General features: G+C 71.8%; 8 protein-coding genes. 6 read left to right on the top strand and 2 right to left on the bottom strand.

Annotated elements, in window-relative coordinates; genetic code table 11:
* Positions 1–3: 3 nt before the first annotated feature.
* From IOD16_RS19140 to IOD16_RS19115, 6 genes are read left to right on the top strand one after another with little or no spacing between them, the layout of a single operon-like run.
* Positions 4–378: a hypothetical protein gene (locus IOD16_RS19140; protein WP_201435498.1), complete on the top strand. Its 375-nt coding sequence runs from the start codon at positions 4–6 to the stop codon at positions 376–378.
* The gene (locus IOD16_RS19135) at positions 375–1,622 is read left to right on the top strand and encodes a hypothetical protein (RefSeq protein WP_201435497.1); all 1,248 of its coding nucleotides are present in this window, start codon (positions 375–377) and stop codon (positions 1,620–1,622) included. Before IOD16_RS19140 ends, IOD16_RS19135 begins: the two co-directional genes overlap by 4 nt.
* A complete protein-coding gene (locus tag IOD16_RS19130) occupies positions 1,619–2,671 on the top strand; it encodes a polyprenyl synthetase family protein (protein WP_201435496.1) in 1,053 nt (350 codons plus the stop codon). Before IOD16_RS19135 ends, IOD16_RS19130 begins: the two co-directional genes overlap by 4 nt.
* Positions 2,672–2,694: 23 nt before the next feature.
* Complete coding sequence (locus IOD16_RS19125) at positions 2,695–4,362, top strand: hypothetical protein (RefSeq protein ID WP_201435495.1); 1,668 nt, start codon at positions 2,695–2,697, stop codon at positions 4,360–4,362.
* 3 nt (positions 4,363–4,365) lie between these two features.
* Complete coding sequence (locus tag IOD16_RS19120) at positions 4,366–7,902, top strand: hypothetical protein (protein ID WP_201435494.1); 3,537 nt, start codon at positions 4,366–4,368, stop codon at positions 7,900–7,902.
* Between the two features lie 13 nt (positions 7,903–7,915).
* A complete protein-coding gene (locus IOD16_RS19115) occupies positions 7,916–9,184 on the top strand; it encodes a hypothetical protein (protein ID WP_201435493.1) in 1,269 nt (422 codons plus the stop codon).
* 4 nt (positions 9,185–9,188) lie between these two features.
* Here IOD16_RS19115 and IOD16_RS19110 read toward each other — a convergent pair whose 3' ends face one another.
* Positions 9,189–9,587: a hypothetical protein gene (locus IOD16_RS19110; protein ID WP_201435492.1), complete on the bottom strand. Its 399-nt coding sequence runs from the start codon at positions 9,585–9,587 to the stop codon at positions 9,189–9,191.
* Between the two features lie 154 nt (positions 9,588–9,741).
* The gene (locus IOD16_RS19105) at positions 9,742–12,012 is read right to left on the bottom strand and encodes an NACHT domain-containing protein (protein ID WP_201435491.1); all 2,271 of its coding nucleotides are present in this window, start codon (positions 12,010–12,012) and stop codon (positions 9,742–9,744) included.
* Between the last annotated feature and the right edge of the window lie 259 nt (positions 12,013–12,271).

Raw genomic sequence — 12,271 nt, 5'->3', positions numbered from 1 at the left:
ACGATGCAGTACAAGGTGACCCTGACACCGGCGGAACCGGGACTGACCGTGGCCGTGTCGGCGGACTCGGCCAAGCAGTTCTCCGCCAAAGTGACCAAGCTGGACCTGACCAAGGTGACCGCCACCCCGGACGGCAACTTCATCGACAAGGCCCTGGAGAAACTCGCCCAACCCCTCGTCGACGCCGCGATGGGGAAGATCCAGACGGCGATCACGCAGGCCGTCGTGGGCAAGAGCTTCCACTACACCCTGGACCAACCCTTCGGCTACACGGTCACCGTCGAGGGCCAGAAAGTCACCCTGAACGCCACCCACCTCACCCCCGGCACGCACGAGGGCCACCTGCTGGTCACCGGTGGGATCGAGGTGGCGTCGTGACCCTGCCCGTGCCGACCCCGCCCGACCTCCCGCTGGCCCGCACGGTCGAGATGCCCGAGCACGTCGGCTACCCGTCGGGCGCGCTGACGCTGCGGTTCGCGGAGTTGACCGTCGAACCGGACGCGGAGCCGCACGCCGTGCCCGTGTCGGACGGCGACCGCACGATCGTCGCCCTGCCGCCGCTGGTGGTGCGGGCGCGGTACGCCATCGACGCCACACCCGACCAGATCGCGACCGTCGACGGCGGCGGTGACCTGTCGGTGCTGCCCGACTCGGCCACCGCGCCCCGCTCCGGCGACGAGCCGGACAAGCACCCGGAATGGCTGGACAACGCCCGGGACCAGCGCATGAGGCTGGCGCAGACCGAGAACGGCCGCAGCCTGCTCAACCTCTACGGCCTGTACGAGGACGTGTACGCGGACCTGTTCGACGAGACCAAGAGCAAGTTCGTCAAGAGGGTCTGGAACAAGGGCGACACCGCCGCCATGGCGGCCGACACCCACCAGGCGCTCGCGGCCGAGACCGGCGACCAGGTGATCAACGACCACGACAAGCAGTACCTGGACCACAAGGGCAACCGGGCCAACTACAACGCCAACGCGTTCGTCCGCCAATTCGCCGCCGCCCAGTACACCCTCATGCTCGACCCCGACTACCACCCGAGCAGCCCGCCCACGCAGGGCAGGTACTTCGACGCCAGCCAGGCCATGTGGGACTTCGCCGGCCCGGTGCAGGGGACCGGGAACGACAAGGGCGCCACCACACCCATGACCCGCGACGACGTCTTCCGCGCGGTGGCGGAGCACCCGGCGGGCCAGGACGCCGTCCGACCCGGCCGCCGCAACTTCGAGGCCGTGCTGACCCCGTTCGCCGACGACGTCTGGGAGGGCTGGGACGACGACGAGCGCGACCTGATCCGCGAGTTCCACCGGATGGCCTGGGAGGACCGCCAGGCGCTGCGCGCCGCCGCCGTGCCGACCACCCTGTTCGAGGGCACCGGCACCGGCCGCATCACCGGCGCCGCCGCCGTGACCGACGCCTCCGGCGCCGTCCGGGTCGAGCTGCCGGAGTTCGAACTGGTCCTGGACGACGCGACGTGGAGCGGCGCGGCCGCCACCGTCGCCCGCGACCGGATCGCCGCCGCCGGGTTCGTCGCCGACCTCGTGCGCGACGCCGTCGCCGAACGGCTGCGCGTCGCGGTCGCTGCCGCGGACGCCACGCTGCTCGCGGACCCGGGGCGGTGACCGCCGCCGACGCGGCGCCGCGGGTGACCGCGCTGCGGTCCGGCGCGCGGGAAGACCCGGTGTCGGAGGTGTGGCGGACACTGCTGTCCGCCGACCTCGACCGGTACCGCACGCTGCTCGCCGAAGCGCTGGCGCCGCAGCGCGACTACCTCACCGACGCCGAACGCGCGCTCTACGACGGCGGCAAGAAGGTGCGGCCGCTGCTGCTGTCCCTGTCCGCGCACCTGGTGCACGGGCCGGGGGAGCTGCCCGACAAGGCCGCCCGCGGCGCGGTGTCGCTGGAGATGCTGCACGTCGCCACGCTGATCCACGACGACGTGGTGGACGAGTCCGCGGTGCGACGCGGCGTGCCCTCGGTGAACGCCGCGCGCGGACCCGGCCAGGCGATCATCGTCGGCGACATGCAGTTCGTGCAGGCGGTGCGCGGGTTCGTGGAGTGCATCGACAGCGACCGCGACCTCGGCCTGGTGAAGTCCGTGCTGGACGTCGCCTACCGGATCTGCTGCGGCGAGCTGGACGAGCTGCGCGTGGACCCGTCCTGGCGCACCGAAGTGCTCCTGGAGCGGTACTGGCGCACCATCGACCGCAAGACCGCCGTGCTGTTCGCGCTCGCCTGCGAGTGCGGGATCGCGCTGGTCGACGGCCGCACCCGGGACGTGCGGCGCATCGGCCACTACGGTCGCCGCGTCGGCCGCGCGTTCCAGGTCATGGACGACCTGTTCGACCTCACCCAGGACGAGTCCGCCTCCGGCAAGCCACGCGGCGTGGACATCGCCCGCCGCCGGCTGTCCCTGCCGATCGTGTACGCGATGGCGGAGCTGGGCGACGACCACCGGCTCAGCCGGTTCATGCGGGGCGAGCAGCCCGTGCCCGACGACCTGACCCCGTTGGTGGACGACGTCCGCGCCACCACCGGTTTCGCCCGCGCGTACGCCGACGCCCGCCGCCAGGCGCTGGACGCGCTGGAGTACCTGCGCCCGTTCCCCCGCAACCCCTACCGCGACGAGCTGGAGCGGATCGCGCTGCACGTGGTCGACCGAGGCCGCTGACCACCCACCACCGGAGGTGCGCCGTGAGCGAAGGACTGTTCCGATTCGTGTTCAACACCCTCCAGCCGAGGATGGCCGAGCCGGGGACCAGGTTCTACCTGCCCACGGTGCTCTCCGGCCTCACCGGGTCCGACGGCGGCACGGTGCTGCCGCTGCACGCCGACCAGTGGCGGCTCGGCGCGCTGGACGGCGACGCCACCCGCACGACCCTCAACGACATGTTCACCGACGCGTTCCAGTCGACCTTCGACTGGATGGTCGACACCGAACCCGAGGACTTCGACCCGACCATCGACGACAGCGACCGCTACACCACGATCCCCACACCCGGCCGGGAAGCGCCGAACCTGAACGCCTCGGGCACGACGGTCGAAGGGCTCCAGAACGCCCGCCTGGAACCCGACCTGGACGTGGACCGCGACGGCACCGGCTACACCTCGCGGATCACCATCGCGTTCGGCACGTTCGCCGACCAGCCGCAGGCGGTCACGGTCAGCGGTGGCTTCCAGCTCGACCAGTGGCTGAGCATCGCCGACGCGGACACGGGCCAGGTCACCGCGGACGCCCGCCGCGCGCCCTTCGCCTGGCCCACCTTCGACCTCGTGAGCACCGGGTCGTTCACGCTGTCCGTCACCGACCTGTGGGCCGACGTCGACTGGTCCGTCACGATCGACCAAGGGCAACCCGTCATCACGGTCGACCAGCTGACCGTCCGCGGCGCGGAGCAGGACTCACGGCCGACCCTGACGCTGACCGACGTCGCCTTCGACCAGACCGACTACATCAACAAGGACGTGTGGAAGAAAGCCGCCGAGAAGGCGTTCGGCAGCGACGACGGCCAACGCGAACTCGTCAGGTGCCTCCAGGACACCCTCAACGAACCCGACAATCGCGACAACCTGGCCCGCGGGCTGACCGACAACCTCCGCTCGGTGCTCGACCGGTCCATCGGCACCGCCGACGACTCCACCTCCGTGGACGACAACCTGTTCCAGCGGTTCCGCCAGGCGGTGAACAACCCCGACAGCGACTACTACCTGCCCGCCGGCGTCTTCGCCGTCACCTCGCCCGCGCTCGACCCCTACCAACCGGACACGATCTCGTTCCAGGTGACCCTGCTCGACACCCAGACCTCCATCGACCTGACGGACAACCTGCTGGTCGGCGCCGCCAACGCGCTCGCGCCGGCCGGGCGACTCGCGTTCGACCCCGGCGTGCGGGCCACCGTGGAACTGTCGACCCTGGCCGACGGGACGACGGTGAAGGTGACCGAACCCGACGGGCACAAGGAGACCAAGACCCTCAGCGCGCCGCTCACGCTGTCCGGCACCGTGTCGGTCGCGATCGGGGACGACGACCCGTTCTCCGGCCCCTACACCGTCACGATCGCCGACGCCACGGTCGACGTGACCCTGCCGACCAGCGGCGGCGCCGACAACGCCCTGGACACCCTGACGATCACCTGCACCGCCCTCACCGTCGAAGCCGACCTCGACGACATCACCATCACCGCGGAGGTCGGGGACAGCTTCCAGGACATCATCAACAAGGAGCTCAACAAGCCCGACAACAAGCAGCAGGTGCTGAACCGGATCAACCAGGAACTCACCACGCCGAGCACGCTGGCCGACCTCGGCGCCACGATCACCACCAACGTCCGCGCCATGCTCACGGCCCGACTGGACGGCTGAGCGGTGACCGATACGCTGGACGACCTCGAAGCCGCCGTCGCCGCCCTCGTCACCGGGAACACCTTCGCGATGGCGCCCGACGCGCTCGGCTCCGAAGGCATCCGCGCCCTGGTCGCGGACTCGTTCCCGCTCACCGCCGGCCAGTGGGTGCTGACCGCCGTCGACGGGCCGCGGCGGCGGGACGACGCCGTCGTGCTGACCGGCACGTCGACCACCCTGCTCGGCGTCGGGACGCCACGCCTGACGCTGTCGTTCGACCTGGCCGACGGCGGCGGGCCCGCGCTGCTCGTCGTGTTGACCTTGGACGACTGGAACCCGGGCGTGTCCTTCCCGTCGTGGAAGGACACCGCGCCGGCGCTGGTGGGCCTGGTGTTCGCCAACCCCCGGCTGGAGTGGTCCAGCGTCGAGCGGTCCGGGATCTCCACGGGCCTGAACCTGGTCGCGGACCAGGTGCTCAAGCAGGGCACGCTGGCCGCGCTCGCCACGTTCGCGGACCTGACCCTGCCCGACCCGCACGGCGCGATCAGCGGCGGCGCCGCGCCGACCACCCGCATCGCCACCGACCCCTCACCGGCGCTGTCGATCGGCGGCCTCACGCTGCCGCTCGCCTTCGCCGCGGTCGCGTCGGCGGAACCGGACTCCTACCTGGAGTTCGACAGCACGATCGCCATCGGCCACGGCGTGCCCGACATCCCCGTGTCGATGCGCGCCGACGAGCTGACCACCTACCTGATCCTCGACGCCGACCTCACCGACTTCTCCCGGTACGCACTGGCCGCGTTCGCCGACTTCCTGCACGGCGCCCAGGTCGCGGACACGGTGAAAGACGTGCTGAAGGTGCCCGACGTCATCGTCCTGCGCCACCTCAGCGCGGTCATCGGCCTCACCCCGGCCCGGCTGGCCTCCGTCGCGATCGAGGTGGGCACCGGCCAAGCCCTCGACATCGTGCCGGGCAAGGTCTCCGTCCCCGACGTCAGCCTCCGGTTCGGCGTCGAGGACCCCACCGGCGCCAAGGACATCACGGCCCGGCTGACCGGCACGTTCCGGTTCCTCGACGCCTACGACGTGGACATCTCGGCCTACTACTCGAAGTCGAGCGTCGAGTTCACCGGGGCTCTCGACCCGAGCACACCGGTCCCGCTCACCGAGATCGTGCACAAGTACCTGCCGGACGCCACCTGGCTGCCGGACCTCACCCTGGACCGGCTGGCGCTGTCGGCCGAGCTGCGGGCCAAGCGGTACTCGTTCGGGCTCGCCGTCGCCGGCGACTGGACCATCCCGATCGGCGCCGCCGCGCTGCACCTCACCGGCGGCTCCCTCGACCTCGCCTACCAACCCGACACCGGCTTCGACGGCACCCTCGCCGCCACGGCCGCGCTGACCGGCCGCGGCGGGCAGCCGGCCGGGTCGTTCGCCGGGTCGATCGCGGTGCGCAAGACCGGGTTCGAGCTCGAAGGCACGCTGTCGGACCTCTCGCTGACCACGCTCGCCGACGCGTTCGCCGACGCCTCCGTGATCACCGGGTCCCACATCGACGAGATCACCGTGCGCCAGGCCTCCGTCGTCGTGCGGCAGAGCAAGGACGCCGGCGCGACCAACTACGAGTTCGCCGCCACCGCCACGATCGACGCCGAGCAGTTCGGACAGGTCCGACTGCTGTTCGCGGCACGCAAGACCGGCTCCGCACAGACCCCCGCGACCGGGGACGGGCAGGCCGGGTTCCTCGTCGGCGTGATCGTCACGCCCCACTGGAACCCCAAGGAGATCTGGTCCGGGCTCGGTGAGGTGTTCGACTACGTCACCGTCCGCAACGCCTCCCTGCTGCTGTCCACCGACCGGTGGACCCAGCCGTTGCCCGGCGCGGACGGCCTGCCGTACCCGGTGGAGGAGGGCGTGACGTTCGCCGGGTCGCTGTCGCTCACCGACAAGGCGCTCAGCGTGCTGTCGAACGTGCTGCCGCCCGGCACGGAACTCGCCCTCGCCGCGCACATCGACCCCGCGAACCTCCCGCAGTCGGACATCCGCGGCACCCTGACCGACATCGCCACCGTCGCCTCGGTCCAGTTCACCAAGCTCGTGGTCGACCTCGCCCCGACGAAGTTCCTCCTCGAAGCCGACCTGACCTTCACCGTGCAGGGCGAAGCGCTCCACCTCGCCGGCCGCGGCATGATCATGATCCAGGCGCTGACCATGGAACTGTCGGTCACCCTCGAACACTGGGTCAACCCGCTGGGCATCCAGGGCCTGACCATCGACGAGTTCGGCCTCGGCCTCGCCGTCGAGGACACCGGCCTGACGATCGGCCTGCTCGGCAAGTTCCTCATCGGCACCGGCGACGACGCCTTCACCCTCCTCATCGGCGGGGAACTGACCGACTTCACCGACCCCAGCGCGTTCGTCTTCGCGCTCGACCCGAAACCCGGGCACGAGCTGACCCTGGCCCGCATCGTCGGCCAGTTCACCGGCACGGACCTGAACTCCGTGCCGCTGCTCGACGACATCGCGATCGACAAGCTCGACTGCTACGTCGTGGCGGACCCCAACGGCTGGACCGCGCCCGACGGCCACCTGTACCCCAAAGGGTTCGGGCTCGATGCGCAGGTGCGGTTCCTCGACTGGACGATCAGAATCAAGGCCGTGGTCGGCGCCAAGGGCATCATCGCCGCCGGTTCGATCGACCCCGCCGTGACGTTCGGCGACCTGTTCCAGCTGACCGACGCCACCGGCACGACCGGACCGCACGTCGACATCGACACCACCGTCATCGGCCAGACCGGCAAGACCTACTTCGACGCCTCCGGCCGGATCGAACTCCTCGGCCTGACCGAGACCTTCAGCGGTCACGCCGACTCCAAGGGGTTCACCTTCACCTTCACCACCGACCTGGCCGGGCTGTTCCACACCGAGATCAGCGCGACGCTGTCCACCTCGACCGGCTTCGCCGGCAGCTTCGCCGGCAGCTTCGCCGGCAGCTTCGCCGGCAGCTTCGCCGGCGCCTACTGCTTCGACCTCACCCTCCAGGGCGACGTCACGGTGGGCGGGATCACGATCATCCCCGCCGGCGTCCACGTCGAAGGGCCCGACGCGACCCTGGAGGCCTCCTGCGCCGTGGGCCCGCGGGGCGCGAGCCTGGCCGCCGGACTGCACCTCACCTGGGCGGGCGTGCGGCTCGCCGCGGACATGGACCTCGCGGTCGACGCCCGGGTGCTCACCGACCTGCCGCGGGCCATCGCGACCTGGATCTCCGGGCACGCGGAGGAGTTCTTCAAAGCCGTCCTCGACGACGTCGAAGCGTGGCTTACCCTGCTCGTCAAGGGCGTGCTGTGGGTCGGGCAGACCGCCGTCGACGTGGTCGAGGCGCTGTTCGTCCACTTCGCGCAGTCGGTGGTCGACATCGCGGACGCCCTGCTGGAGCTCGGCAGGTTCGACCTCGACACGATGGCCGAGGCGCTGGTCGAGGTCTGCGGCATCACCTGGGAGCGAGCCGTGGAGCTGCTGGAGAAGAAGTGCGCCATCACCAGGGCCGCCAACGCCCTTTGAGGGGAGAAACCACATGAGCGACGTCGCCCTCGGACTCTCGACCGGCACGTTCGACGACATCGCGGGCCGGATCTACCAGGAGCAGTACCCCCGGTACTTCAGCGGCACCACCACCTTCTCCGACGGCGACGTCGACTACCGGCTGGACTGGGACGTCGTGCGGGCGCCCGCGTTCGACCTGACGTCCGAGGTCGACCACGGCGGCCTCGCGCGCGCCGTGGTGCGGGACGGCGAAGTCGAGGGGATCAGCCGGGACGACCTGCTCCGGGGCGTCGCCGACACCTACGACGGCCGCACCTTCCACGTCGACCTGCCCGAGGTGGAGCTGACCCTGACCGTCGACGGCACACCCGCCCACGACACGGCGTCCGTGCGGATCGCCGCGACCGTCGACGAGTCGGGCCCGAACCTGGTGGCCACGCCGCTGAGCGCGACCGTGTCGACCGGGCAGCGGTTCCCCGACTGGGTCTACAACCAGAAGGTCGTCCCGATCGCGTTGGAGGCCGGGCGGCAGCTGCTCACCGGGATCCCCGTGCCGATTCCCTCGATCGAGGGAATATCGCTCACCCAACCCGTGGTGCAGGTGGCCGACGACCACTTGGTGGTCTCCGCCAACATCGCCGGGAACCCGGCGCCCGACCGGCAGTTCTCCGGGTGGCACCCTGCCCCGTTCTTCATCGTCCTCGGCCCCGACGCGGTCGGCGCGGTCACCTCCACCGCGACCGACGCGCTCGACGGGCTCACCGATTGGCCCCACGACTCCACCGACGTCCTCCTCGGCACCGCGTACTACAAGGCGACCGTCACCCTGTCCGACGTCCGCAGCGACGGCTGGGTCGCCGACGACCGCACGATCTCGGTGGCGGCCTCGGTGTCCGGCAGCGGGTCGGCCGGGATCGACTGGATCGTCGGCGGGTCGGTCGACGGCTTCTTCGACCTGACCCTGTCGCCCGACCCGGTCGCCACCGTGCGGCTGGACCTGGACGACGCGGTGCTGTCCGCGCACACGGTCGACGTCGGCGGGTTCGACCTCGACATCACCCCGACCAGCGGCGACATCGTCAGCATCGTGCTGTCGTGGGTCGTGGACGCGCTGTCGGGGGTGATCAGCCCGTACGTCGCCGACGCCCTCACCGGCATCTCGTTCGACGTCTACCGGGTGCCGACCCTGCACGTCGACCTCGACGAGGTGAGCTTCGACGCGACGCCCGTGGCGCTGGGCCTCTCGGTGGACGACGGCACCGTGACGGTCGGTGGCTACCTGGACATCACCGACCGCTGACCCGTCACCCGGGCTCCTCCGGGCCGTCCACCCGCCACTTGCTGCGGCTGCCCTGCCCGATCAGCCACTTCTCCGCGCGGTAGGTGACGCCGGCGAAGTCGAACTCCAGGAGTTCCGGCTGCACGAGCGAGTACCGGTGGGCGGCGTCGGTGACGTCGCGGGAGGCGGCTTCGTAGGCGGCGAGGTAGAAGCCTTGCTGGTCCTTGTTGTAGGCGGGGTTCCGGTGCGGGTTGGGGATGAACCCGTAGGTGCCCCGCAACTGCTGCCCGTCCGTGGTCCTGTCGGTCCGGGTCACCGTGACCTGCTGCGTGATCGTCAACCCGCGGTTCTTCTGCTTCCTCTGCTCCCGCAATCCGCGATCACCCTTGGCCACGCTCTGGATCGGCTTGTCCGGCGGGGTCATCGAGCCTCCTCGTTCCGGCCGGTGCCCGGGCCGACGAAGTCGTCCACCCTCCGCACCCGCCCGACGTCGGCGAGGTCCTCCAGAGTGCCGGCCACCCCGACCGCGCGGTAGGTCGCAGGTCCCCGCGGAACTCGCGGAGTCGCCGCGGGCCGGGTCAGGGCGACCGCCGACCCGGCCGTCGGCGCCGCGCCCCGCTCCGGCGGCGGTTCCTCCGCGCGTCGCGGTAGGTGCGGTCCAGCTGCTCCTGAAGCCGTGCGTGGCGGAACTGGTAGGCGGCGCCGGATTGGCGCAGCACGCCGCGGTGGTGGGCGTCGTCGAGGAAAGCCGGCACGGCCCAGGGCAGCCGACCGGCCAACGGCAGCCACACCCGCGCCAGGGTCGCCCACCGGCCCCACGCGGTCGCGCTGAACGCGTAGCCGATGCCGCAGCCGAGACCGGCGACGAGCCCGATCGAGATCCGGGAGGCCGCGTCCCACCGGACGTGGAACCCGGTTCCGGCCAGGAGCACCCGGGCGAGGTCGAAGGCCAGCCCGCTGCCGACGCCGATGACGAGCCCGAGCACGGGCACCACCACGAGCACCCGGAAGGCGGTGTTCGCCCGGTTCCTCCTCAGCAGGTCGAGGGGGCTGACCGCCGACCTGGTGTCGAGGGGTGTCTCGAGCCAGGCGGTGAGCCCCATCGTGATCCCGGCCCCGAGCGCGAACAGCGGCCCGAAGACCACCGCGTCGAACAGGACCAGGAGCACCCAGTTGGCGAACCCGCCCTCGAACCCGGCCGCGCCGAGCGGGAACTTGCGCACCACCGTGAACACGAGCCCGAACACCAGTCCGATCACGAGCCCCCACCGCAGCCGCGGGACGATCCCGGCGTGGGCCGCTCCCGCGACCGGGGGTATCCGGACCCGCACGCGCGAGGGCTCGAACGCCGCGGGCAGGTGCCTGCCCGCCAGCCGGTTCACCACGCCGAAGGCGCCTCCGGCGAGAGACCCGACCACCAGCCCGGCGCCCAGCGCCGACGTGAGCCCGCCGGTTCCCACCAGGGCTGCCACCACGATCGCCTCGACGAGCCCGATCACCAGGCCGGACACGAGCGCCACCGCCAGCGCCCGGGTCCGGTGGCCCAGGGCCGCGCCCAGCTTCCACCAGTCGAGGTCGGGTGTGCCGAGCTCGGTCAGGTGCCAGGCGAGGTAGCCCAACCACCGCTCGGCGTCCTCGGGTTCCCAGCGCCGCCGGAGGCCGTCGTGCGGCGGTCGCCGGTAGGCGGCGAGGGTGTAGTCGGCCAGCAGGTGCGCCTCGACGCCCGCGGGGGAGCCGAACCGGCCGGTGTCCAGCAGTTCCGCGGGATCGCGGTCGGGCGAGGCGTCGTACGCGCCGCGGGCGAGGGACACCATCAGCGGTGTCGAGAGCACCGCGGCGAGGGTGTCACCGGCGTCGGTCCGGGGACGAGCCCGCAGTTCGTCCAGGACGGGGGTCCACCGGCCCGGGTCGCGCGCGGTCTGCGACAGGTGCTCGGCCACGTCGTCGGGGGTCAGGTCGAGCAGCTCGATCCCGGCCGCGCCGATCAGCGGCCGGGTCGCCGTCGCCGCGGCCTCGTACTGCCCGGTTCGGCTGGTGAGCACCAGGGGCGTGGCGGTCGCGTTGAGCTCGTCGAGCGCGGCGTGGTGCAGGCCGTCGGCGATCTCGTCGAACCCGTCCAGCACGGGCAGCACGCGGCCCGCCTCGACCAGCGCGGCGGCGAGCGACCTCCCGTCGGGGCCCGTCGCGTCCAGCCCGGCGTAGTCGCGCACCAACCGGTCGATGAGCCAGTCTTCGAATTCGATCCCGGTCGGGTCCCACGAGCCGAGGCTGAACACGACGGGCACCGGATCGCGGTCGGCGCGGGTGTCCAGCAGGTCCAGGACGAGCCGCAGCGTCAGCACCGTCTTGCCCGATCCGGGCCGACCCAGCACCACCAGCCTCCCGAACCGGAGTCGGCGGTAGACCCGCACGACGTCGTCCAGGCGGCCTGTCGCCACCACGGCGTCGCCGGTCGTGCCCGGTCCGGCGTCGTGGGCGTCGGGCGCGCGGTCCGTCGAACCGCCGGCCGCGCGGTCGGTCGAACCGCCGGGGGCCAGGCGCCAGCGGACCGGCAGCGGGGACGGTTCCCACACCCGCCGCCGCCCCTCCTCACGCCGCCACTGGGAGCCGGCCGCGCGGGCGAGCCGCTCCGCGGCCTCGTCCGGCAGGGCGGCCCGACCGGTGGGCGGACCCGGCTGGTCCCGCGGGTGGACGTGCAGGCCACCGTGCACCACACCCACCTGCACCGCCGTGCCCACCGCCGCCGCGGTCACGCGGTTGTGGGTGCGCGGCTCGTCACCGTCGTCGCCGTGCCCGGGTCCGCCCGGTTGTCGCGCGTCGGGCACCACCACCGGCCGCACCTCCTCCACCCGCGGTTCAGGGTCCGGCTCGAGGATCCACCGCGCCCCGTCCGGCGGCCCGCCGCTCGAGCAGGATTCACCCTCTCGCCGCAGCCGGCCGTAGCGGTGGTGCAGAAGGACATCCGGGCAACGGCGGTGTTCTACTCGGGGTGGGGCACGCCGGGGCCGTGGCCTTCGCTCGGCGTGAGCGTCAGGCGGCGCAGGAGTTCACCGCGCTGCCTCAGGACAACGCGTGCCCCGGCGCACGAAGTCGATCGTCTCGAGTGGT

The organism is Saccharothrix sp. 6-C (assembly GCF_016695385.1).
In the GTDB taxonomy this organism is placed as follows: Bacteria; Actinomycetota; Actinomycetes; order Mycobacteriales; family Pseudonocardiaceae; genus Actinosynnema; species Actinosynnema texasense.
This window is presented reverse-complemented; position numbering and strand designations above follow the sequence as displayed.